This is a genomic window from Kitasatospora sp. NPDC002965 (assembly GCF_040611255.1).
Lineage (GTDB): Bacteria > Actinomycetota > Actinomycetes > Streptomycetales > Streptomycetaceae > Kitasatospora.
Genome location: NZ_JBEXNT010000144.1, coordinates 1 through 23,630, shown reverse-complemented (window position 1 = coordinate 23,630; position 23,630 = coordinate 1). Strand labels below are relative to the sequence as shown.

Genomic DNA, 23,630 nt, shown 5'->3' with positions numbered 1-23,630 from the left:
TCCGGCCTGCGCGCCCCCCCCCGCGGCGCGCCGCCCGCCCCCCCCCCCCCCCCACGTCCGGACCGGACCGGACCGGTCGGTCAGGTCGGGTCGTCAGGTCAGGTCAGAGGTCGAGACCGGTGAGGACCATGACCTTCTCGACGGTGTAGTCGTCCATCGCGTACTTGACGCCCTCACGGCCGACGCCGGAGTCCTTGACGCCCCCGTACGGCATCTGGTCGGCGCGGTAGGACGGCGCGTCGCCGATGATCACACCGCCGACCTCCAGCTCCCGGTGGGCCCGGAAGGCGGTCTGCAGGTCATGGGTGAACACACCCGCCTGCAGGCCGAACAGCGAGTCGTTGACGGCGGCGAACGCCTCGTCGGTGCCCTCCACCCGGTGCAGCGACAGGACCGGGCCGAACACCTCGGCCTTGGCCAGGATCGCGTCGGCCGGCATCTCCGCCAGCACGGTCGGGGCGTACGTCGCGCCCTCACGGGTGCCACCGACGAGCAGCTTGGCCCCCTTGGCGACCGCGTCGTCCACCCAGGACTCGACCCGCCGGGCCGCGTTCTCGTCGACCAGCGGACCGACGTCGGTCGCGTCGTCGTTCGGGTCACCGGTGACCTGCGCCGCGACCTTGGCGACGACCTTCTCCACCAGCGCGTCGTAGACGGACGCGTCGGCGATCACCCGCTGCACCGAGATGCAGGACTGGCCGCCCTGGTAGTTCGCGAACATCGCGATCCGGGTGGCCGCCCAGTCCAGGTCCGCCTCGGAGGACCAGTCGGCGAGCACCACGGCCGCCGCGTTGCCGCCCAGCTCCAGGGTGGTGTGCTTGCGCGGCACCGAGTCCATGATCTGGTAGCCGACCGTGTCCGAACCGGTGAACGAGATCACCGGCAGGCGCGGGTCCTGCACCAGCGCCGGCATCCGGTCGTTCGGCACCGGCAGAACGCTCCAGGAACCGGCCGGCAGGTCGGTCTCGGCCAGGATCTCGCCCAGCACCATCGCGGAGAGCGGAGTCGCCGGGGCCGGCTTGAGGATGATCGGCGCGCCGACCGCGATCGCCGGGGCCACCTTGTGCGCCACCAGGTTCAGCGGGAAGTTGAACGGCGCGATGCCCAGCACCACACCGCGCGGGAAGCGGCGCACCACCGCGAAACGGCCCACGCCGCCCGGGTCGGTGTCCAGCCGCATGGTCTCGCCGTTGGTACGGCGGGCCTCCTCGGCGGCCCAGCGGAAGACGGAGACGGCGCGGCCGACCTCACCACGGGCCCACTTGATCGGCTTGCCGTTCTCGGCGGTGATCAGCTGGGCGATCTCCTCCGTACGCTCGGCCAGCCGCCGGGCCACGTGGTCCAGCGCGGCGGACCGCACGTGCGCGGGGGTCGCGGCGAACACCGGCAGCGCGGCCACGGCGGCGTCCAGCGCCTCCTCGACCTGCGCCTCGGTGGGGATGCTCACCCTGCCGACCAGACGGCCGTCCCAGCTGTTGTGCACCTCGAAGTCGGCGTCGCCGCTCGCCCGGCGGCCGGCCAGCCAGAAATCGTACGTGGTGGTCACCGTGGTACCGGCCCTTCCCTCGTCATCCTCAGGGCCCCACGGACGTGGAGCCAGAATCGAGGGTAGGGGCGTGGGCGCGCCGACCGGATTGGCCACGGCGTAGCGTTCACCCCCGCGGCCACTCCACCGCGTCCAGCGGCGCCGCGGCTACTCCTCGCCCGAGCGAAGCGCCAGCCAGAGCTCCATCCGGACGTCCGTGTCGTCCAGCGACCGCCCGAGCAGCTCCTCGACCCGCCGCATCCGGTACCGCAGCGTGTGCCGGTGCACACCGAGATCGGCCGCCGCCGCGTCCCACTGCCCGTGCCGGGACAGCCAGGCCCGCAACGAGGCCACCAGGTCACCGCGCGCCGTCCGGTCGTGATCGCGCAACGGCCGCAACAGGCCCTCCGCGAAAGCCGTCACGGCGTCCTCCCCGAGCAGCGGCAGCAGCGACCCCGCGCCGACCTCCTCGTGGTCCACCGAACGCCGCCCACCCCGCAACGCCACCGCCAGCGCCCGCTCCGCCTGCGCGTGCGCCGTCCCCGCGTCCTCCAGCGCGGCCGGCGCCGAGACGCCCAGCGACAGGCCCTCGTGCTCCTCCACCGTGCCCAGGCACGCCCGGTGCACCGCGCCGTTGTCCAGCGCCAGCACCATCAACCGAGACCCGTGCGCCCCCTCCTCCCGCGCCACCAGCAGCTTCTCCGCCACCCGCGCCCCGGCCTGCTCCGCCCGGTCCCCCAGCTCGCCCAGCGCCTCCCCGGCGTCCACCCCCTGGCCGGCCCCGGCCACCAGCACCCGGACCGTCCCCTCCGGCAGCCCGCCGAACAGCCCCGCCGCCACCTGCCGGGCGGTCGCCACCTCGCCGGCCAGCACCATCCGCAGCAGCGCCGCGCCCATCTTCTCCTCGGCCTGCCGCAGCTCCCGCGACCGCTCCAGGGTCAGCGTCAGCAACGCCACCGCCGCGTTCAGCACGTAACGCTCGGTCGGGGTGATCCGGTCCTCGGTGCCCACCGCCAGGAACCCGCGCGCCCGCCGGTCCGCGCCCAGCGACTGGACCACCACGTAGTCCTCGTCCGCCGTGTCGATCCCCGGCGACCGCCCCTGCAGGGCCGCACTCGACGGCGCCGGCCGCCGCCGCAGCCGGTCCACCTCGGCCGCCAGCCGGCCCGCGCGGCGCGCCGCCCAGTCCGGCGCCACCACCGACAGCGCACCCGACCCGTCGTACAGCGCCGCCCAGCCACCCAGCCGGGCCGCCAGGCGCCGCACCACCGCGGTCGTACCGTCCTTGCCCAGCGCCGCCCGGGTCAGCTCCTCCTGCGCCTCGAAGCTGGTGGTCACCGCCTCGTACTGCTCCGCGGCCAGCGCCGCCGAGACCACCTTGCTGATCGCGATGAACGGCGTCGGCTCCGGCACCCGCAACAGCGGCAGCCCGCGCTGCGCGGCCGCCTCCACCAGCGGCTGCGGCACCTCGGCGTGCGACAACCCGACACCGAGCCCCAGCCCCACCACCCCGGCGTCCGCCAGACGGTGCACGTACGCCTGCAACCGGGCGGCGGTCCGGCCCAGCTTGATACCGGTGGTGAGCAGCAGCTCGCCACCCTCCAGGAACGGCGTCGGGTCGTCCAGCTCGCTGGTGTGCACCCAGCGGACCGGCCGCTCCAGGTGGTCCGCACCGGCGAGGACCGTCAGATGGAGCGAGGTGTTGCGAACGACGGAGGCAAGTGTGGGGGGCATGGCACCTTCGGGGGAACGACCCGACCGCGCCGTTGCGGCCGGGCGAGAAGAGGGCTGAGGGTTCTCGGGAACTCCCTCCTCTCATTATGGACGCCCCGGACAAGCCGCACTGCCGAATCCTCCTCGAAGGCGAGCTTCATCCCCACTTCATCCCCACTTCACCCCCGCAGATCCACCAGCAGCGGTGGCACCTGCTCCCCCGACACCGCCGTCAGCGACACCACCGCGTGCCCCGCCGGCAGCGCGTGCGCCAGATCCGACGGCGACCACCGCAACCGCTCCACTTCCCGCGTCGTCACCGACTCGGTCTGCGCCGTCGTCCCCGACAGCGCCTTCCGCCCCAACCGCCCGGCCCGCCGAACCGCACCGCCCTCCGTTTGCGGGGAATGCGTGACGACCCGTTCATGGATCACGTGAGTACCCCAGGCTTCGGAGAAGAACTTCCCGTCCCACGGCGCAATGCCGGGGAAGACCATCCGACAGCCGACCGCGCCAAACAACGGGGCCCGAAGTGCCTCCGGCAAGTCCATCAACGTCCGGAGCAGCAGCACTGCTCCGGCATTGGCTCCGCGCATCCGCTGCAGGCCACGAACGGTATTGGCGTCCAAAGCCGCGGAGGCGTCGTCCACCACCAGACCGGCGAACAGTGAACGGTCCTGGCGGGAGATCGCCGCCAGGACGAACTGACCGACCACCAGCCGGGACAAGATCCGCGCCGCCTCCGGGTGGCTGCGCTCAGGAAGCTTCACCCGCACTCGCAGCGGGTGGTCAAGGGCCCTCATTGCAAAAGGCGGCCGCCCGGTACCGTCGGTCAGGAAGGCGCCTTCGAAGGCTGGACGGTCCAGCAGTGCCAACCGGTCGGCCAGTAGTGTTCCCGGGTCCTCCGCCCGACCCTGCTGCTGCCTGCGATGTTCGAGATCGCGTTCGTAAGTCGCGAGTCGGCCAGCTTCCCGCAATGCCTTGGTCAATGCCTCGGTCGCGTCCACGTCGCCCGTGAGCAGCGATCGCAGATCGCGTACCCCGGGGTAGCGGCCATAGGCCGCGTGGAATGGCCCGACAACCTGCTGGAGGGCCATCCTGGTGCTCTCCGCCCGGGCGATCAGTTCGTCCGGAAGGAGCGCGTCCGCCAACCTGGCCGCAGCCTCGTCGGGATCCTGAGTGGCCCCGTAAAGGTCAAGTCCATAGGTGCTCCCCGGGTCGCCCGGTGCGATCACCACGTCGTACCAGGAATCGGGGCCGAGTTCGGAATCCGCGGCCCCGATCACCACGGCACAGGCTGTCCCCGCGAGCGCTTGAAGGCACAACGCCTCAGCTGCCGGCCGGGCCAGCCTCGTCGTCTTGCCGGTACCAGCGGGGCCGACGGCGAGAAGTGACGAGCCCAGCACGGTCGGGTCCAGGGCAAAGCCCGTGGCACGAAACGCCTGGGGGTTCTTCGGCACATCCTGCGTCGTGCCCAGTCGCACCTGCTGCAGCAGCAGGTCGTGCCTGGCCGCGCGGCCAGGCAGGTCGCGATTTTCCGAGGGGTGGCTGAACGCCGCCGCTCCCCGCTCCATCACCTGTTCCACAAAAGCCGGAACATAGGCGGGATCCGCCTGAGCCGATTCCCAGGCCCGCTGAATCCGCACGAAGTCGACGTCGCCCACCATCGCTCGGTCCAACCGCTCAGCAGCCGCCACGGCACCACTCACTCGCTGAACGGCCCAGGGATCGACCGTGGGCAGCGGCCCGGTCTCGTCGACGGACTTGACCGGCCCGGACCCCTCGTGTGTGACAGCGCGGGCGAGTACTGGGGCGATGTTCTGGCGCCAGCCTGCTCGGGTGAGGAATCGCCGTCCCACCTCCTGCCATCGCCCTGTCCGCCAGAAGACCGCAGCAGCACAGCCGATGGTGACGATATTGATGAGTATTTGGACCACATCGAACTGCTCCGGCGATGTCCCGTCGAACCAGCGGAGGAAGAACCCCGCCGCATACATCAACACCACGGTGCCGACGTAGTAGGTGATGACCGTCGCAACGACGTTCAACAACGCCCGCCACAACAAAGGCCCAGTGGGCACCTTCGCCACTTCCGCCCGTTCGGGGTCGAGCTGCCGGTGCCCCTGGCGGAAGATGCCCGGGGCGGCTTCGGGGCGGGGGGCGGCGACCCAGGTGGGGAGGTCGAAGGGGAGCTGGGCCGGGGGCCGTGGGCGGGGCATGGGGGTGAAGGGGGTGGCGGTGGTCCGCTCGCCGTGGTTCTGTGCCCCGTCCGGTCCCATGTACGGCCCCGCTCCCTCGCCCGCCGGCCCGACCGCCGTCGGTGCCGCCATACCCATGCCGCCGCCCCGGCGACACGCCCGCGCTCAATGTAGTGGAGTGCGGGCCGCCGGTAGTCGCGTCGCCCGCGCTGGCCGCGCCGGACAAGTCGGACGGCGCAGTGCTACCGAGTGGCGCATGCCCGGCCGGGGAGGCCCGCCGTAGCCTGCGAAGCACCGAGCCGAGAAGTCTGGAGAAACCCATGAGCGCCGCAACGCCGCTCCCGCAGGAGCGCCGCCTGGTCACCGCGATCCCCGGTCCGAAGTCGCAGGAGCTGCAGGCCCGCAAGCTGGGTGCGGTGGCGGCCGGCGTCGGCACCACCCTGCCGGTGTACGTGTCCCGTGCCAACGGTGGCGTGCTGGAGGACGTGGACGGCAACTCGCTGATCGACTTCGGCTCCGGTATCGCCGTGACCAACGTCGGCAACAGCGCCGAGGCCGTGGTGGCCAAGGCGTCCGAGCAGCTGGCCGCCTTCACGCACACCTGTTTCATGGTGACCCCGTACGAGGGCTACGTCGCCGTGGCCGAGCAGCTCAACGAGCTGACCCCGGGCGACCACGACAAGCGCACCGCGCTGTTCAACTCGGGTGCCGAGGCCGTCGAGAACGCGGTGAAGATCGCCCGCGCGTACACCAAGCGCACCGCCGTCGTGGTGTTCGACCACGGTTACCACGGCCGCACCAACCTGACCATGGGTCTGACGGCGAAGAACATGCCGTACAAGCAGGGCTTCGGCCCGTTCGCCCCGGAGATCTACCGGGTGCCGGTGGCCTACCCGTACCGCTGGCTGACCGGTGCCGAGAACTGCGCCGCCGAGGCGGCCGCGCAGGCGATCGAGATCATCACCAAGCAGATCGGTGCCGAGAACGTCGCCGCGATCATCATCGAGCCGATCCAGGGCGAGGGCGGCTTCATCGAGCCGGCCAAGGGTTTCCTGCCGGCGATCGTGGAGTTCGCCAAGGACAACGGCATCGTCTTCGTCGCGGACGAGATCCAGACCGGCTTCTGCCGCACCGGCCAGTGGTTCGCGTGTGACGACGAGGGCATCGTGCCGGACCTGATCACCACCGCGAAGGGCATCGCCGGCGGTCTGCCGCTGGCCGCGGTGACCGGTCGCGCCGAGATCATGGACGCCGCGCACGCGGGTGGCCTGGGCGGCACCTACGGCGGCAACCCGGTGGCCTGCGCCGCCGCGCTGGGCGCCATCGAGACCATGAAGGAGCAGGACCTCAACGGCAAGGCGCAGCGGATCGGCGAGATCATGCTGGGCCGCCTGCGGGCGATGCAGGAGAAGTTCGACGTCATCGGCGAGGTCCGCGGCCGCGGCGCGATGGTCGCGGTCGAGCTGGTGAAGCCGGGCACCAAGGAGGCGAACGCCGAGGTCACCGCGGCCGTCGCCAAGGCGTGCCACGCGGAGGGCCTGGTGGTGCTGACCGCCGGCACCTACGGCAACGTGCTGCGTTTCCTGCCGCCGCTGGTCATGCCGGAGCACCTGCTGAACGAGGGCCTGGACATCATCGAGGGCGCTTTCGCCGCCGTCTGAGGTTCTCGCCGTCGACGGCACCGCAGTGCCCCGGGCGCCGTACAGGGGCGCCGCACGATACCCGCCGGAGGGATGTCCGGACAGCGCTGATCGGCCCGTGGGGACGCCCGTCCCCGCGGGCCGATCGGTTTCGCCGGACGGGCCGGACGGGCCGGTCGAGCAGGCATCCGGGCTCGGCGCCGCCCCGCGCGACCCCGGTGCGCCCACCGGTTCGAACGGCGATGCGGACCCCGATGCGGACCCCGTGTGGCGCCGGCTGCGGGGCGGTGAAGATGGTGTGCGGAATCGCTGAAGCTCCTCGGCCGTGCAAGGACCTTGACGTAGTGTCATCACAGATGGACAGCGAGCCCCAGCCACTGGCGGTTCCGTACGCCGGCCGCGAGGACAACCAGGCCGTCCCCCCCGGGGCGGCACACACCGAAGGCCGATCGACCGACCGTCCGACCCACACCCCCCGGGACGCACGGAACGGCGATCATCAGAGCCGCCCCGGAGCTCTCCCCCCTGCTCCGGGGCGGCTGTCCCGCGTCCTCGGCCGTCCGGCGGTGCCGGTGCTGCTCGCGGTGGTGCTGGTGGCGGTGTCCTGGCAGGTGGCGGTGGACGGCCCGCTGCTCGGACTGGACCGCTGGGCGCGGAGCGCCGTCCGGGAGACCCGGCACGAGCTGCACAGCACCCTGCTCAACCATCTCGGCAAGGCACTGTCCGACCTGGGCGGCGGCGCCGTGGCAGTGCCGGTGCTGTTCCTCGGCGGGGCCGTGGCCGCCTGGCGGGATCGCCTCGCGGGGGTGTCACGCTGGTGGTTGCCGGGCGTGGTCGCGGTGCTGACGGCCGGGCTGATCCCGCTGCTGGTGGTCCCGGCGAAGGCGTGGTTCGCGCGGCCCGGCCCGTTCGGGCTGCCGCTGGCGGCCGACCAGTGGGGCTGGTACCCGTCCGGGCACACTGCCACCGCGACGCTCGCGTACGGGGTGGCGGCGCTGCTGCTGGCCCGGACGGCCGGGCCGCGCTCGCGGCGCCGACTGGCGGAGGGGGCGGCCCTCCTGTCGGCGGGCGTGGGGCTGGGGCTGGTGTGGAGCGACTATCACTGGCTGCTGGACGTGGTGGCCAGCTGGTGCCTGGGCGGGCTGGTCCTCCTGGCCCTCGCCCGGTGGCTCCCGGCCCGCCGTCGACCGGGTGGTCCCGGCTCCCCGGCGGGCCGCTGACGGGGCTCAGCTCTCGGCCGGCTCCTCGTCGTTCCGGTGGACGAGGCCGGTCTCGCCGTTGTCGCGCCGCCACTCGACGACCAGCTCGTCGCGGGCGCCGAAGCGGACCAGGTGGCGTCCGACCACGTCCTCCAGGCCCGGAAGGTTCGCGGTCTCACCCTCGACCGCGAGCAGCAGTGCGTCGGGGGTGGCCTCCAGCGTGGCGGTGCCCAGACCGAAGGTGAGGGTGCCGCGGCCGGTCTCCTCGGACCAGTCGGCCTGGATCTTGCGGCCCATGTGAGCGGCGAGCTGCTTGGCGTAGCGGGCGGAACGGTCGGTGGCGACGCGTGCTTCGGAGCGGGGCATTGGCTCTCCAAGGTGCGGGGAGGGAACTTAGGTCGCCCTCACTCGGGCTACGCTAACCCAGATACTGAGCCTGGCTCAACATATTTCGGCCCGCGGTCCGCAACCGGCTCCCGACCTGCCCTCGGACGGCTCCCGCCCGGTTCCGGAGCGACCCTCTGTCCTGGCCCCGGCCTCCTTCGACCCCGGTCCCGCGCCCGAGGCGGCCGATACCCTTGGCCGAACACCTGCCGAGGAGATCCGCCCATGACCACCACGCCGACCGACGACGCGGCGAGCTCCTCCCCCGTTCCGAACACCGGCGCGAATCCCGAGGAAACGAATCCCGAGGAAGCGAAGCGCGAGGAGACTCTCCCCGGGGAAGACGCTCCCGGGGAAGCGGGCTCCGGCGAGGCGAACGCCACCGAAGCGCGCGCCGCCGCCGACACCGCCGCCGAGCTGGCCGACGCGATGACCCGGGCGATCAAGCGGATCCGCCGCCGCACCAGCGAGCGGCTGGAGCCCTACGGCATCACCCCCGGCCAGGGCCGCGCCCTGCGGGCCCTGGCGCACGCGCCCGGCTGCGAGCTGCCCGGCCGGGCGATGCGCCTGAGCGATCTCGCCGACCGGCTGCACATCGCCCCCCGCTCGGCCACCACCGTGGTCGACGCGCTGGAGGAGGCGGGAATGGTCGAGCGGGCCCCGGACCCCGCCGACCGCCGCGCCGTACGGATCGTGCTGACCGCGGCCGGCCGGTCGGCGGTGGAGCAGATCGGCCAGGTCCGGCACGAGGTGGCCCAGGAGTACTTCGGTCCGGTCAGCCCCGCCGACCAGGACGTGCTGCTGCGGGCACTTCGGACCGCCGAGGCCGCGTACGCGGCCACCACGCCGCCGTGCCGACCGTCCCCGGGCGCAGGGCGGTGATCCCGATCCCGGCGATCACCAGCAGCGCGGCGGCGCCGGCCAGGGGACTGACCGGTTCTCCGAGCAGCAGCCAGGCCGAGGACATCCCGAACACCGGCACCAGCAGCGAGTAGGGCGCGACCGCGGTGGCGTCGTAGCTGCGCAGGAGGTAGCTCCAGGCGACGAACCCGAACAGGGTGGAGACCAGCCCGACGTAGCCGATCGCGCCCAGTCCGGCCGGGGTGATCTCGCGCAGCGCGCGCAGGTCGGCCTCCGGTCCCTCGACCAGCAGCGAGAGGCCGAGCAGTGGCAGCGGCGGGACGGCGCTGACCCAGACCATCCAGCGCAGCGCGTCGGGCGGGGCGGCCTTGCGGGTCAGCACGTTGGAGAGACCCCAGGCGGTCGCGGCGAGGACGACCAGGACGAACGCGCCGACCGGTCCGCCGACGCCGCGGTCGACGGCGCTCAGTCCGATCCCGGCGAGCGCGACCGCCAGCCCGGTCAGCCGCCGCCCGCCGGGCCGTTCGCCCAGCAGGACGGCAGCGAACAGCGCGGTGAAGACGGCCTGCCCCTGGAGCACCAGGGAGGAGAGGCCGGCCGGCATCCCGGCGTGCATGCCCAGGAAGAGCAGACCGAACTTGACCACCCCGAGCACCAGGCCGACGGCGAGCACCCACCGCACGGCGACCCTGGGCGGGCCGATGAAGAAGATCGCCGGGAGGGCGACCACGGCGAACCGCAGCGCGCAGAAGAGCAGGGGCGGGAAGTTCTGCAGGCCGACGTGGATGAGGACGAAGTTGAGGCCCCAGACGGCGGCCACCAGGACGGCCAGGGCGATGTGGCGCGGGCTCATGCCGGCGCCGGGGACGGCCTGCGGGGTTGCGCTCATGGATCGAGGATGACCGCCGTCATCGTGCAGCACCAGCGATGAGTACTGAAGGCCATGCTTAAGCGTTGCTGCATGATGGACCCATGATGGATCTGGGGCGCCTGCGGGCGCTGCACGCGGTGGCCGTGCACGGTTCGGTCGGCGGGGCGGCGGCGGCCCTCGGGTTCACCCCGTCCGCCGTCTCGCAGCAGATCGCCAAGCTGGAGCGGGAGACCAGGACGGTGCTGCTGGAACGTCAGGGCCGCGGGGTGGTGCTGACGGACGCCGCGCGCGAGCTGGCCGCCACCGCACAGGCGGTGCTGGGCCTGGTGGAACGGGCCGAGGTGCGGCTGGAGGAGCAACGCGGCCAGGCGGTCGGGCGGCTGATGGTGGCCGCGTTCGCCACCGGCGCCCGGGGGCTGATGCCAGGGGTGCTTTCCGATCTGCGCACGCGGTGCCCGGACCTGGACGTGCGGCTGCTGGAGAGCGATCCCTACCCGGCCGCCGATCTGGTGGCCCGCGGCGAGGTGGACCTGGCGCTGGTCCAGGACTGGCCGACGGTGCCGTTGCCGGTGCAGGAGGGACTCTCCCGGCTGGATCTCGGCCCCGACCCGGTGGACCTGCTGCTTCCCGCCGGCCATCCGCTGGCCGGACTCTCGGTGGTGCCGGTGGGCCGGCTCCGCGAGCAGCGCTGGATCAGCGTGCCGCCCGGCAATATCTGCCACGACTGGCTGGTCCGGACGCTGCGGGAGGCCGGTGAGGAGCCCGACGTCCACTACCGGGTCGGCGAGTTCGAGACCCAGATCGCGCTGATCGCGGCGGGGCTCGGCGTCGGTCTGGTGCCCCGACTGGGCCGGGGCGTGCTGCCGTCGGGCGTGGTCGCACGGCCGGTGGTCCCGGAGCCTGCCCGGCGGGTGTTCGCGCTCTGGCGCTCGCAGGCCTCGCGGCGCCCGGCGATCACCGAGGCCCTGGGCGCGCTGCAGGCGCGGTGGGCCGCCCGCGACCGAGAAGTGACCGCGGCCGGGAGGTGACCGCGGCCGGGAGGTGACCGCGGCCGGGAGGTGACCGCGGCCGGGAGGTGACCGCGGCCGGGAGGTGACGGCCTGACGGGCACCCTGGCACCGGCGGCCCCGCCGTCAGCCGGCGAAGCCGATCACCAGCCACATGAAGCCCACACCGACGAGGGTGCAGAGCAGCGTGGAGCGCGAGGGGTGCGGGCTGTGTGCCTCGGGGAGGATGTCGGAGGTCGCCAGGTAGAGCAGGAAGCCGGCGAAGAACCCGAGGTAGAGGCCGAGCACGTGCTCGGAGATGGTGAACAGCAGGGTGATCGCCGCCCCCGTCACCGGCGCGATCGCGTCCGCCGCGAGCAGCGTCAGTGCCCGCCGTCGGTCGTTCCCGTAGAGCCGGGTCAGCGTGTAGGTGTTGAAGCCGTCGGCGAAGTCGTGCGCGACCACGGCGATCGCCACCACCGTCCCGACCGTGGTGCCGGCCTGGAAGGCCGCGCCGATCGCGAAGCCGTCCATCAGGCTGTGGCCGACCAGGGCGAGCGCCGCGGTGAGGCCCACGCCCTGCTGTCCGTCGAGGCCGGACCGGGTGCGGCCGTGGGAGTGGCCGTGCGCGTGGCCGGACACGGACCGCTGGCCGTGGGTGTGCTCGGCGTACTCGTCCTCGTGGCCGCGGTGAATGGCGACCGCCCGCTCGACGATGTGGATGGTCAGGAAGCCGGCCGCGAACATCAGCAGCGCCTGCGGCACCCCGTGGAACTCCTCGGGTGCCTGGTGCAGCGCCTCCGGGAGCAGGTCGAAGGCCACCACGCCGAGCATCAGCCCGGCGGCGAAGCCGAGCACCAGGTGGCGGCGGTCCCCGGTGCGCTGGGCGACCCAGCCGCCCAGCAGCGTCATCAGGAACGCCCCCGCCGCGACCAGGATCGCGGTCACCGCTCCTCCGCCGTGGCGGACCGTCTGTCCATACCCTCTCCCCCGTGTCCCGCCCGTCCCCGGGCCGACCACCGGCCGGTGCCGGTCGGTCTCGCGAACCCGTCCGACGCCGGGTGCCGCCATTCGGCCGGGCCCCGGTTCACCCGGACGCCCGTGCCCCCAGCCTCACGCGGGCCACCGGGCGGCGCCCGCCGGACGGTCCGTCAGGGTGAGCCGCCGTGCGGGGCCCGTCCTGCTCAGAGCCCCGCGGCGAGCGGCAGGCCGAGGTGGGTGCGGGCCAGCTCGCGGACGCCCTCGCCGTCGACCAGGTGGATGTGCCGGTGCCCGTCCTCACCCGTGAGGTCGAGCGCGCCGTCGGTGAACCGGCCGGTGGTCAGCCGGAGCCCGCGCTCGGCCGACTCCTCCCGGACCGCTTCCGCCAGCGTCCGGATCTCCTCCTCACCCACCGCGTCCGCGCTGCGGGAGGCCCAGACCACCCAGCGGCCGGGCAGCGCGCTGCCGGCCGGTCCCTCACCGGTGGCGACCAGCCCGGCCCGGCCGCGCAGCCGGACGCTCCACTGCGCCAGCCCGCCCCGGGTGAGCAGTTCACGGACCAGCTGGGCGAACTCGTTGCCCGAGAGGTCCGGTGCGGCCGGCACGGCGGCGGCCGCCAGTGCGGCCGGTTCGACGACCACCCGGGCGTACGGGTCGGGGGTGACGGCCGCGCCCAGCCTGCGCAACCGGACGAGGGCCTCGTCCTGTTCGGCGTCCGCGTAGACGCCCTCGCCGTCCGGTTCCTCGTCGGGGTCGGCCGGCGGCAGCAGCCTGGTGCGGGCCAGCGCGTCCCGGTCGGCGTCCACGCTCAGCAGGCAGTGCGGCTCGGCCGTACCCGGCTCGCGCAGCCAGCCGTTGAGCACGACGCCGGCCAGTATCTCGTCGGTGTCGACCGCGTCGGCGGCCTGGAGCGCGCGCAGCGCCAGCCTGGCGACCAGGCGCAGGTAGTCGGCGGCCCGGTCGGCGGGCGGGCGCGGCACCGGGAGGATCTCGCCGTCGGCACCGAGCCGGTAGCCGGCCAGCGAGGGCGCGACGTCGAGGGACGGCAGGTCGAGGTCGAGCACGGCGGTCCGGGTCAGCGGACGGTAGACGGCCCGGCAGGGCGCGGGCAGGTCCTGGGTCGCGGTCTCGGCCGAGGCGAGCGCCCGCTCCAGCAGCGACTCGACGGCGGCCGGCTCGGCCAGCCGGTACGCCCGGCGGCACTCCTCCAGCGACTCGTTGTACTCGCGGACCGCGCGCGCCCGGGCCTGCTCGGACTCCTCGTGGGCCCGCCGCTGCCCGTCCAGGGCCGGGCTGCCGGACTCGGCCCGCCGGGTACGCCACTCGCGCAGGGTGCGCTGGTGGGTGAGCCGGGCCTGGGCCAGCTCGCGCTGGTAGCCGGAGTCCAGCAACCGGCGGGACGGGGCCTCGTCGGGGTCGGCGGCCGGCGGTCCGACGGGGGCGAAGTCCTCCCAGCGCGGTTCCGGGTCCTCGCCCGGCCCGGCCGCGGGACCGTCGGAGGGGTAGGGCCGCGGCTCGTAGCGGCGCAGCTGGCTCTCGAAGTCCATGGCCGAGACGGGCAGGGCGGCCCGCCGCAGCAGGTCGGCCAGCCGTTCGTGCTCGGCCTGGACGGTGAGCGTGCGGTGGTGCGTCAGCGCGGCGGCGCGGGCGTGCGCGGCGACGGCCTCGTCACCGCCCGCGCCGTACGGGTCGTCAGGTGCGGGGCCCGGCGGCGCACCGCCCGGTCCCGTGTCGGCGGCGGCACCGGCGGGGCTGTCGGGCCGGCCGTCCCCGTCCGGCCCGTCGACCCCGAGGTCGCGGAAGACCGAGGCCAGGAAGCCCGGTCGGGGGGCCGTGAGCGCACCGTCGGACTGGCCGTCTGCTGAGTACTGCATCGGTGGTCGTTCCCCCATGCTCGTCCGGCGCCTGCCCGGGGCATCCGGCGACCCCGAGGTCGGCCCCTGCCGGACATTGTCCACCGAACGGACGCACCGGTCAGCCAAGCCTCTCAGTTGGTGCGGGTGTTGGTCAGGTGCAGGCCGATGTAGCCGACATAGATCCGGCCACTGCCCGAGCAGTCGTCGAGGTAGTGCAGCCTGGGCGCGGTGCGACCGCCGCCGATCCGCAGGTGGGCACCCATGAACGCGCGCCGCGAGGCGTCGACGCACTCGGGCACCGGCAGCATCCGTTCGCGTTTCCACTTGGTGTGGCTGAACACCGTCCGGGACTCCCCGCGCACCGCCTTGCGGGGCGGGAAGCGGTGACAGCCGGCCGGGGTGCGCTCGCACCACTGCTTGAAGTCACCGCCGGCCCGGCCGCGTACGGCGGCCTCGGCGTACTCCTGGAGCGCCGTCAGGCCGTCCCAGGTGAGCCGGGCCCAGCCGGTGCCGGTGCAGCGCAGTTCGTCGAGGGCGATGGCGGCCTTCTGGTCGCCGGTGAAGGTGAGCAGCGGGAACTCGCCCAGCCGGGCCATCAGCTCGGTGAAGGTGGCGGGGGTGTCGGTCGGCGCGGCCCGTCGGCCGGAGCGCCGCCCGGCGCCGGCGGGAGCGGGCGGCGGGCACCCGCGTGAAGTCGGTGAACCGGCACCCGCGGCGACCGGCGCCGGTCCGGTCGCTCCGCCGGGAATGGTGGGGAAGGTGCAGAGGCGGCCGGACGGCGCACGCCCCCGGCCTGCGCGACGGCGCTCGCGGCGCAGGCTGTGCCGGACCCGCTCCAGTTCGTCGGCCCGGGCCTGCTGCTCGGCGAGGTCCTGCCGCTCCTCGTGGGCGCGGGCCGCCGACTCGGCCCCGGCGACGGCGTCCGGGCCGGCAGCGACCCGGTCCGACGAGGTTCCGGACGGGGAGCCGGACGAGGTTCCGGACGGGTGTCCCGGCGACCCCGTCGGGGCCGGGGCCGAGTACGACGCCGGAGCCTGGTTCTCGGTCCGGCTCCGGCTCCGGGTGGCAGGTCGGGGCGAGGACGGGACGACCCTGAGGACCGGGACGGCGGCCAGGACGGGTGGCAGCGGCAGCTCGGCGGCGATCCGGCGAGGCTCGCGGGCCAGCAGTCCCGCGGCCCGGCGGAGGTCCTCCTCGATCCGGCGCCTCGCCAGTACGGGGTGCCGCGCGCCGTCCTGCCGGGAGGCCGGGTCGACCTCGGGCAGGTAGGTGCGCACCGCGCCGCCGTAGACGGCGTGGTGCTCCAGCGCGACGTTGAACCTGGTCCGGGCGCCAGGGTCGAGGACGTACACGGTGGCCAGCCCCGGCAACTGGTCACTGAGCGGGCCGACCACCTCCGCCATCCACTCGCCGACGGAGTGGCCGACCGGGACGCTGGCCACCACGGTGGGCATCCGGCGGTCGGGGTCGCAGAGTTCGTCGATCAGGTCGTCGACCCCTGTCACGGTGAGTACCCGTGGCACGGTCTGGACGGCGACCGGCCCGTCGGCGGCGTCCAGGAGCGGGAGCAGGGTGCGGGCGAGTTCGGGCACGGGGACCCGGCAGGGCGTCCGTACACCGCTGTCGGTGGTGTGCGTCTCGGCCTCCAGCCGGACCCAGGTCGGTCCTGCGGGGCCGGTCGCGACGGTGAGGGTGAGCTGGCCGGTCCCGTGCGGAGCGGGTGTGCGGAGCCGGCGGCGGTCGTAACGGCCGGTGTCCGGGTCCCGGCCCGGGCCCGCCCCGGGGCCGGTGGCCGGGAGGAATCCGGGGCGGAGCGAGCCGCTGTCCCGGTCGAGCAGGACGCGGTCGCCGAGCCGGAGGCGTTCGGCCACCGGGCCGCGCCCGGGTCTGTCCGCGGCGGGTACGTCGGTCGAGGCGGGTACGTCGGGTGAGAGGACGGGCGGACGGGCGGAGAAGGTGGCCGACGGAGTGACGACGGGCGTGGGTGCGACGGACGGGGGTTCCTCGCACCCCTCCTGTTTCAGCCAGTCGGCGAGGTGCCGGTCGGCCAGGGCAACGGCTTCGGCGTGCGGGAGCGCGGTGGTGACGGTCATCCGGTAGGGCGTCGCGGGGCCTCTGGAGCCGGGGGGACCGGCATGGGCGGGCGACGACGGAAAGCGGTCCGAGGTCATGCGCGTACCTCCGTGAAGGCGGTGGTGGGGTCCGGTGTCCTCCATCGATGGGTCATTGGTCCGGTTCGCCGGACGTTGCCCAGGAAACGCCATGACCCGGAGCGGAAGTTCCGACTCCGGGCCACGTCAATACGTTCGAGTGAATCTGCTCAAGCCGCCCCGCATGGTCGGCGGCGATCTGCTCCAGTCCCGACGACTCCTCCGGCCGGGCGTCCGGCCCGGGGTCCGGCCGGGGTTGGGTGAGGTCTCCGGGCTCAGTCCTCGCAGCGCTCCGCACCGCTCCGGATCCACTCCGGCTCCGTGACCGACACGGCCAGCGGGCACCCCTCCGGCGCCTCGTAGGTGGCGACCAGGACGACGGGCACGGTCCCGCGGTTGTGACCGACGTGGATGTACGCTGGCCCGCCCAGCTCGACCAACGAGTCCCCGGCGTGGCTGACCTCGATCCGTCCGTCGTGCAGGGTACGGGTGAGCGTCCCGGACAGCACCACGACGTCGACCCGGCCCGGGTGGAAGTGCCAGCCGGTGCCGTCCCCCGGGGCCAGTGTGATGGTCTGGACGACGGGCATCGCGGCCTCGGTTCCCTGGTCGGCGGATCCGACCAGGCTAGACAGGGCGCACCGGGCTCGAAACCGGTCGGTCCGGATCTGTCCGAAAACTCGTCCGGAACCGGCACGACCGAACAGCCCCGCCCGTCGGGGGTGTGCGAGGGCGCACCGCACGCCGGATGTGTGCCCCGCCTCTCCTCCGCTCCGCTGCCCTCCCGGGATCAGCGGCTCAGACCGGCACCTCGACGAACGTCCGGCCCGCCGCCACCGCGACCGCCGTGCCGCCGGTCGCCTCGGCCAGCCAGGTGTGGAACGCCCCGACCTCCGGTTCCGGCACACCGACCTCGATCCGCACCCCGGCGGCCCCGTAGCCGAGGTCGCTCACCGTGTAACCGGCCGCCCGCAGGTCGTTCTCGACCCGCCCGGCCCGGGTGTGGTCGGCCGTCACGGCCAGCAGCGCGACCGGCCGCCGCTCCAGCAGTCCGACCTCGTCCAGCGCCTCCGACACCGCGCCGCCGTACGCCCGCACCAGACCGCCGGCGCCCAGCTTGATCCCGCCGAAGTACCTGGTCACGACGGCGGCCGTGTCGGTGACCCCGCGCCGGCGCAACACCTCCAGCATCGGCACACCGGCCGTCCCGCCGGGCTCGCCGTCGTCGCTGGAGCGCTCGCGGCGCTGCTCCTCGCCGACGACGAAGGCGGTGCAGTTGTGCCGGGCGTCCCAGTACTGCCGACGGATGCCGGCGATGAACGCCTGGGCCTCCTCCTCGTCGGCGACCCGGGCGAGGTGGCAGATGAACCGCGACTTCTTGATCTCGGTCTCGTGGCTGCCCGCGCCCCGGACGGTGAGGTATTGCCTGGGGGTCGGCTCCGGCGTGGCGGACATGGCGCGGTGGTTCTCCCGGAGGACGACGAGGCTGGCGCGCATCCCGGACGAGCGGTCCGGGCGGCTCAGCCAGCCTAACCCCCGGCCACCGGCCGGCCGCCTCGTCACCGGCCCCGGGCCGGGCCCGGTCAGCGACCGGCCAGCGCCTCCAGCCGGGCCCGGTCCAGGCCGGTCGCCGCGGCGACCTCGCCGAGGTCGACCGCACCGCAGTCCAGCCCGCGCAGCAGGTGGCCGCTGAGGGCCCGCGCGGTGGCCGGCTCGTCCATCACGTCGCCGCCCGCCTTGGCGACGTAGGCGGCCAACCGGGCACCGGCGGCGGCCACACCCTCGCGGTAGAAGGAGTAGACGGCGGCGTAGCGGGTCGGCAGGTGCGCCGGGTGCATGTCCCAGCCCTGGTAGTAGGCCCGGGCCAGCGAACGGCGGACCAGGTCGTGGTGGAGCTTCCAGGCGGCGTGCACCTGTGCGGTGGAGCCCGTCGGGATCACGTTGGTGGACCCGTCCGAGAGCCGGACCCCGGTGCCGGCGGCGGCCACCTGCATCACCGCCTTGGCGTGGTCGGCGACCGGGTGGTCCAGGCTCTGGTACGCGGCGCCGACCCCGCAGGAGGCGCTGTAGTCGAAGGTCCCGTAGTGCAGGCCGGTGGCCCGGCCACCGGCCGCCTCGATCATCCGGGCGACGGTGGCCCGCCCGTCCGGGCCGAGGATCGCCTGGGTGGTCTCGATCTGGATCTCGAAGCCGATCCGCCCGGCCGGCAGTCCGGCGGCGTGCTCGAAGTCGGCCAGCAGTCGGACCAGGGCGGTGACCTGCTCGGCGTAGGTCACCTTGGGCAGGGTCAGCACCAGCCCCCCGGGCAGGCCGCCGTGCGCGAGCAGGGTGCCGAGGAAGAGCTCCAGCGTGCGGATCCCCCGGTCGCGGACGGCCGCTTCCATGCACTTGATCCGGATGCCGACGTACGGCGGTGCGCTTCCGTCCGCCACCGCCGAGGCGACCAGCTCGGCGGCCCGGACGGCGGCGGCGTCCTCCTCCGCGTCGGGGCGTGCGCCGTAGCCGTCCTCGAAGTCGATCCGCAGGTCCTCGACCGGCTCGCGTTCCAGCTTGGCCCGGACCCGGGCGTGCACGTCGGCGAGCAGCGCGTCGTCCGCCACGCCGAGCGCCCGGGCCAGCTCGGCCGGGGTACCGGCGTGGGTGTCGAAGACCTCCAGCGCCTGCCGGCCCCACGTCCGCACGGTGTCGGCGGCGAAGGCGTCGGCCGGGACGTAGACGGTGTGGACCGGCTGACGGGTGCCCGGGTCACCCGGGTAGCGGCGGGCCAGGTCGGCGTCGACCGGGGCGAGCAACGCTTCCACCGCGGTGCGGGCGGCGGCGGAGAACGCGGCTCCGCCCGTCGGCCCGGTACCGCCCACCTCGACCTGCGACATCCGTACTCCTCACGCCGGCATGCGCGCGGGGCCCGTGCCAGGCCGGCGCTTCAACAGTTTGTTGAGGTGAAGGTAGACCGGCCCGGGTCGGGCGTCAATGGCCGGCCGGACGGCGGACCGGCGATCGGGTGACGGGGAACGGGGGACTCGCCTCGTGGGAGGCGGGCGGCCGGCGGCGGGGTCAGTCCCGCCCCGAGGCCGCGTAGCGGTCACGCAGCTCCGGGATGAGCTCGGCGACCTCCTTCGGGTGCACCGACCCGTCCGCACGGTTGCCGATCACGCCGTACTCCCTGGTCAGCCAGTCGGCCAGCCGCTGCGGATCGGGCTGGTTCTCGAAGGTGTCGATGTAGCTGACCAGGGCCGCGTACACGACCTCCGGGTCCAGCCGGTACGAGCCCGGACGCGGCACGGGGCCGATCGGAGGCTCCGCCGGCCCGTCGAAGGCGGGATCCTCCTGGAACTCCGGCGCATAGCCCTGCTCCGCGACGCTCTCCGCGTACTCGGCCTGCTCGACGTAGCCGTCCTGCTCGGGGTACTCGGCCTCGTCGGCGTAACCGGTCCGGCCGGCCTGCCCGGCGTACGGCGCCGCGGCCGACCCACCCTGCGCAGCGGCGGCGACCGGCTGCGGCTCCGGCTCGGACTCCGTCGGACGCGGCGGCTTGAACCACGGCGAGGCCTGGCCGGGCACCCGGCCGCCCGGCGCGCCGTCGTCCTGGTGACCCGTGGTCCGCACCGCCCGCTCGGTCCAGACGTTCAGCTCCTCACGGGGCTGCGGCGGGGTCTGCTGCTCCTCCCCCTCCGGTTCCTGAACCGCCCGCAACCGCACCGCGGCGAGCTTGGCCAGCATCGGCGCGGCCACCTCCGCCGGCATCGGCGCCACCCCGGAAGGGGCCGCCGAGACCGGGGCCGCCACGGGCTCGGCCTGCGGCCTGGCCTCCTGGGCCTGCTGCTGCGGCGCCCGCTGCACCCCGGCCCGACCGGACTGCTCCGGCTGCGGGTCGTGGGCCTGCGGTTGCGCCGCCGCCGGCACCGCGGCCTGCGGTCCGGCCGGAGCTCCGCCCCGGAGCGCGGCCGACGCGTCAGCCTGCGGCCCGTTCTGGACGGCGGCCGGCGCGAGCGCACCCGCCGCGCGGCCGTCGTGGACCCCGTGAACCTCGTGGACCTCTCGGGACGCCGGCACCTCGCTCACCGTCCGCCCCTCCTCGTCCAACCCGTCGAGCACCGCCAGATCGAGCGGAACCCCGTACTTGGCCAGCTTGAGCGGCAGCAGTGCCTGGATCGGCGCCGAGCGGCGCCAGCCGCGCCCGTACCGGAAGCGCAGCTGTGCCCGGTAGACGAGCCGGTTCTGCTCCAACCGCACGACCTCGTCGTACGAGCGCAGCTCCCAGAGCTTCATCCGACGCCAGAGCCGGAAGGTCGGCACCGGGGAGAGCACCCAGCGCATCAGCCGGACCGACTCCATGTGCCGGTCCGCGGTGATCGCGGCGATCCGCCCGACGGCGTGCCGGGAGGCCTCGACCACGACGACGAACAGCACCGGGATGACCGCGTGCATCCCCATGCCGAGCGGGTCGCCCCAGGAGGCGGCGGCGTTGAAGGCGATGGTGGCGACGGTCAGCAGCCAGGCGGTCTGCCGCAGCAGGGGGAAGGGTATGCGCAGCCAGGTCAGCACCAGGTCCAGCGCGAGCAGGACCACGATGCCGGCGTCCACACCGATGGGGAACGCGTAGGAGAAGCTGCCGAAGCCCTTCTCCGCGGCCAGGTCCCGCACGGCGCTGTACGACCCGGCGAAGCCGATGCCGGAGATGAGGCAGGCCCCGGCGGCCACGACGCCGAGCAGGCCACGGTGGGCCTTGGTGAGCGATGGGCGTGCCATAACGTCAATCAACCCCTGGATGTCGGCTGCGGCCGTACGCTGCCCCGGCTACCGGTTCCCGCTTGTCGGGGTGCCGGGGCTGAGCAACCTCCGGGCTCGGCCCACCGGAGTTTACTCGTACACCTGTTTCAGCGTTTCCGCAGCCCGGAGTGTCACCTCCGGCACCGGCTCGCGTCCGGGGGAACGGGCGATCTGTCAGCCGGTCCGCTCGGCCGACCCGTTGAGGTAGGCGAGCACCGCCATGACCCGGCGGTTGGCGTCCTCGGCCGGGGCGAGCTCCAGCTTGGTGAAGATGTTGGCGATGTGCTTCGCCACCGCACCGTCGCTCACCACCAGCCGGGCGGCGATGGCGGAGTTCGAACAGCCCTCCGCCATCAGCTCCAGCACCTCGCGCTCCCGCGGCGAGAGCCGCTGGAGCGGACCCGGCCGCCGGGACGTGCTCTGCATCAGCTTGGCGATGACGTCCGGGTCCATCGCCGTACCGCCGGCGGCCACCCGTCGGACCCCGTCGATGAACTGGTCGGCGTTGAAGACCCGGTCCTTCAGCAGGTAGCCGATCCCGCCGGTGCCGTCCGCCAGCAACTCCCGCGCGTACAGCTGCTGGACGTGCTGCGACAGCACCAGCACCGGCAGGCCCGGGATCCGCTTCCTCGCCTGGAGCGCCGCCTGAAGTCCCTCGTCGGTGAGCGTCGGCGGCAGCCGGACGTCGACCACGGCGACGTCCGGGCGGTGCGTCAGCAGGGCGTCCAGCAGTTCCGGGCCGGTCTCGACGGCCGCCGCGATGGTGAAGCCGTGCGCTTCCAGCAGCCGGATCAGACCTTCGCGAAGGAGGTAGAGGTCCTCGGCGAGGACAACTCGCACGGCAGCTCCAGGGTGATGGTGGTCGGACCGCCCGACGTGCTGTCGATGGCGAGGACACCGTCGAAGGTACCCAATCGGCGCTCGATCCCGCGCAGCCCGGTCCCCCTCCCCGGATCCGCCACACCGACCCCGTCGTCCGTCACGGTCACCCGCAGCCGCCCGGCCCGGTACATGATGTCCACCCACACCTGTTCCGCACCCGAATGCTTGGCCGCGTTGGCCAGCAACTCGCAGATGCTGAAGTACGCCGTCGCCTCCACCGGCGCCGGCGGGCGGTCCGGCAGGCTGACGCAGACCTCGGTCGGCAGCGCGGAGTCCAGTGCCAGCGCACGGACCGCGTCACCCAGGCCGCGCTCGGCAAGCACCGGCGGGTGGATGCCGCGGACCAGGTCCCGCAGTTCCTGGAGCGCCCGGGCCGAGGACTGCCTGGCCTCGGAGAGGAGCTCCCGCGCCGCCTTCGGATCGGTCTCCATCAGGTGCTCGATCGTGCCCAGCGTCATCCCGATCGCCACCAGCCGGGCCTGCGCACCGTCGTGCAGGTCCTGCTCGATCCGGCGCAGTTCGGCCGCCTGGCTGCCGACGGCGTCGGCCCGGGTCTCGGTCAGCTCCGCCACCCGCTTGGTCAGCTGGGCGTGCGAGGCCCGTCCGTCCTGGTCCAGGACCCGGCGTGCGAGCTCCGCGTAGGCCCGCACCGCGTACGGCGACGCCACCACGGCGAGGCCGATCAGCGCCAGCCCGATCAGGACCGACGCCAGCACCGTGCCGGTGGGCACCGGCCCGTAGTCCTGGTAGCCGTCCACCGCGTTGATCAGGTACGCCACCCCGGCGACCAGCAGTCCGGACACCATCGCCGCCATGGCACCGACCGCGAGCGGGCCGACCAGCAGCCAGAGGATCTCCGACCGCGTCGCCCGGTCCCGCGCCGACCAGTGCAGCAGCTGCGCCAGCCTCGCCACGGAGTGGGACCGGTGGTACGAGTAGCCCGTCCACCAGTGGCCGCGCTCGTCCGCCTCCAGCGCCGGCCGGGGGCTGTACTCGACCGGCAGCCGGATCCCGTACCACCGGACGAGCTGGGCCCGCGTTCGGTCCGCGCACCGGCGGACGAAGAGGCCCGCCACCGTGGCACCCGCCGTCAGCCCGGCGACCAGTGCGAAGAGAGCCCCGGGGTAGTAGTTCTCCATGGCCCAGGCGGCGGTGCCACCCGCGAAGAACGCCCCCAGGACCGGCAGCACGACGACCGGCGCCATGCCCAGGACCAGCCCCGAGAGCCGCGCCAGCCCGCGGCCGCCCGACGCCAGCGCAGTCTCGGCCTGGGCGCGCACGGTGCCGCCGCTGAATCGACTCTCTGCTGTCACGGGTACTCCTGGTGCTGGTGCTGGTCCTGATGTCGCCGGCCGACTCCGACCGCCGTGGTCAAGTCTTCCGTCCCACCGCCGGCCGGGCACGGGCCGTCCTACCCCGAATCCGGGGTGGTGCTAGGTCCACCCCTGGTGGTGGGGGGGGTGACGATCCGTCCGTCGCCGCAATTCCCGTCGACTTCTCTCGGTTTCTCTCGACTTCTCCGGAAACGCAAAGAACCCCCGTCCGTATCCCGGACGGGGGTTCTTCACAATGATTGTTCGGCGGCGTCCTACTCTCCCACAGGGTCCCCCCTGC

The 23,630-nt window shown here is 73.8% G+C and carries 18 protein-coding genes; 4 read left to right on the top strand and 14 right to left on the bottom strand.

Annotation, left to right across the window (positions count from 1 at the left end; genetic code table 11):
• Positions 1 to 103: 103 nt before the first annotated feature.
• The 3 genes from ABZY91_RS35615 to ABZY91_RS35605 form a co-directional block, all read right to left on the bottom strand.
• Complete coding sequence (locus tag ABZY91_RS35615; protein ID WP_329952555.1) at positions 104 to 1,546, bottom strand: aldehyde dehydrogenase family protein; 1,443 nt, start codon at positions 1,544 to 1,546, stop codon at positions 104 to 106.
• Positions 1,547 to 1,693: 147 nt separating this feature from the next.
• On the bottom strand, positions 1,694 to 3,259 hold the full coding sequence (locus ABZY91_RS35610) for a PucR family transcriptional regulator (RefSeq protein WP_355407574.1): 1,566 nt from the start codon (positions 3,257 to 3,259) through the stop codon (positions 1,694 to 1,696).
• A gap of 158 nt (positions 3,260 to 3,417) precedes the next feature.
• Complete coding sequence (locus ABZY91_RS35605) at positions 3,418 to 5,328, bottom strand: ATP-binding protein (protein ID WP_355407572.1); 1,911 nt, start codon at positions 5,326 to 5,328, stop codon at positions 3,418 to 3,420.
• Between the two features lie 428 nt (positions 5,329 to 5,756).
• On the opposite strand from ABZY91_RS35605, the gene gabT reads away from it, so the two are divergent.
• Together gabT and ABZY91_RS35595 are read left to right on the top strand one after the other, a co-directional pair.
• Positions 5,757 to 7,097, top strand: coding sequence for a 4-aminobutyrate--2-oxoglutarate transaminase (gene gabT / locus ABZY91_RS35600; RefSeq protein WP_329877488.1), 1,341 nt, complete (start codon positions 5,757 to 5,759; stop codon positions 7,095 to 7,097).
• Positions 7,098 to 7,432: 335 nt separating this feature from the next.
• Positions 7,433 to 8,296 (top strand): phosphatase PAP2 family protein, encoded by an 864-nt coding sequence (locus ABZY91_RS35595; protein WP_355407570.1) that lies wholly within the window; start codon positions 7,433 to 7,435, stop codon positions 8,294 to 8,296.
• Between the two features lie 6 nt (positions 8,297 to 8,302).
• Here ABZY91_RS35595 and ABZY91_RS35590 read toward each other — a convergent pair whose 3' ends face one another.
• Positions 8,303 to 8,641 (bottom strand): DUF2218 domain-containing protein, encoded by a 339-nt coding sequence (locus tag ABZY91_RS35590; RefSeq protein WP_329877485.1) that lies wholly within the window; start codon positions 8,639 to 8,641, stop codon positions 8,303 to 8,305.
• 243 nt (positions 8,642 to 8,884) lie between these two features.
• Between ABZY91_RS35590 and ABZY91_RS35585 the strand changes: the two genes are divergently transcribed.
• Positions 8,885 to 9,541: a MarR family transcriptional regulator gene (locus ABZY91_RS35585; RefSeq protein WP_355407568.1), complete on the top strand. Its 657-nt coding sequence runs from the start codon at positions 8,885 to 8,887 to the stop codon at positions 9,539 to 9,541.
• Here ABZY91_RS35585 and ABZY91_RS35580 read toward each other — a convergent pair.
• Positions 9,435 to 10,373 carry an EamA family transporter gene (locus ABZY91_RS35580; RefSeq protein ID WP_355407578.1) on the bottom strand — a complete coding sequence of 313 codons (939 nt, stop codon included), beginning with the start codon at positions 10,371 to 10,373 and terminating at the stop codon, positions 9,435 to 9,437. The two genes, ABZY91_RS35585 and ABZY91_RS35580, sit on opposite strands and share 107 nt — an antisense overlap.
• A 119-nt stretch (positions 10,374 to 10,492) precedes the next feature.
• Here ABZY91_RS35580 and ABZY91_RS35575 point away from each other — a divergent pair, with 119 nt between their 5' ends.
• Positions 10,493 to 11,419 (top strand): LysR family transcriptional regulator, encoded by a 927-nt coding sequence (locus tag ABZY91_RS35575; protein ID WP_355407566.1) that lies wholly within the window; start codon positions 10,493 to 10,495, stop codon positions 11,417 to 11,419.
• A 105-nt stretch (positions 11,420 to 11,524) separates the two neighbouring features.
• On the opposite strand, the gene ABZY91_RS35570 is transcribed toward ABZY91_RS35575, so the two are convergent.
• The 9 genes from ABZY91_RS35570 to ABZY91_RS35530 all read right to left on the bottom strand — a co-directional run bounded on the left by ABZY91_RS35570 (position 11,525) and on the right by ABZY91_RS35530 (position 23,329).
• Positions 11,525 to 12,325: a ZIP family metal transporter gene (locus ABZY91_RS35570; protein WP_329877478.1), complete on the bottom strand. Its 801-nt coding sequence runs from the start codon at positions 12,323 to 12,325 to the stop codon at positions 11,525 to 11,527.
• A 236-nt stretch (positions 12,326 to 12,561) separates the two neighbouring features.
• The gene (locus tag ABZY91_RS35565; protein ID WP_355407564.1) at positions 12,562 to 14,232 is read right to left on the bottom strand and encodes a restriction endonuclease; all 1,671 of its coding nucleotides are present in this window, start codon (positions 14,230 to 14,232) and stop codon (positions 12,562 to 12,564) included.
• Positions 14,233 to 14,345: 113 nt separating this feature from the next.
• Entirely contained in the window at positions 14,346 to 16,307 is a 1,962-nt protein-coding gene (locus ABZY91_RS35560; RefSeq protein WP_355407562.1) for a hypothetical protein, read from the bottom strand.
• Between the two features lie 332 nt (positions 16,308 to 16,639).
• Entirely contained in the window at positions 16,640 to 16,954 is a 315-nt protein-coding gene (locus ABZY91_RS35555) for a cupin domain-containing protein (protein ID WP_355407560.1), read from the bottom strand.
• A gap of 208 nt (positions 16,955 to 17,162) precedes the next feature.
• Positions 17,163 to 17,819: a YigZ family protein gene (locus ABZY91_RS35550; RefSeq protein WP_355407576.1), complete on the bottom strand. Its 657-nt coding sequence runs from the start codon at positions 17,817 to 17,819 to the stop codon at positions 17,163 to 17,165.
• Positions 17,820 to 17,947: 128 nt separating this feature from the next.
• Positions 17,948 to 19,237, bottom strand: a complete 1,290-nt coding sequence (locus ABZY91_RS35545) for an aldolase (protein ID WP_355407558.1) — start codon at positions 19,235 to 19,237, stop codon at positions 17,948 to 17,950.
• Positions 19,238 to 19,418: 181 nt separating this feature from the next.
• On the bottom strand, positions 19,419 to 21,113 hold the full coding sequence (locus tag ABZY91_RS35540; protein ID WP_355407556.1) for a DUF2637 domain-containing protein: 1,695 nt from the start codon (positions 21,111 to 21,113) through the stop codon (positions 19,419 to 19,421).
• Between the two features lie 195 nt (positions 21,114 to 21,308).
• On the bottom strand, positions 21,309 to 21,974 hold the full coding sequence (locus ABZY91_RS35535) for a response regulator transcription factor (RefSeq protein WP_329877469.1): 666 nt from the start codon (positions 21,972 to 21,974) through the stop codon (positions 21,309 to 21,311).
• The gene (locus tag ABZY91_RS35530; RefSeq protein ID WP_329877467.1) at positions 21,926 to 23,329 is read right to left on the bottom strand and encodes a histidine kinase; all 1,404 of its coding nucleotides are present in this window, start codon (positions 23,327 to 23,329) and stop codon (positions 21,926 to 21,928) included. Before ABZY91_RS35530 ends, ABZY91_RS35535 begins: the two co-directional genes overlap by 49 nt.
• Between the last annotated feature and the right edge of the window lie 301 nt (positions 23,330 to 23,630).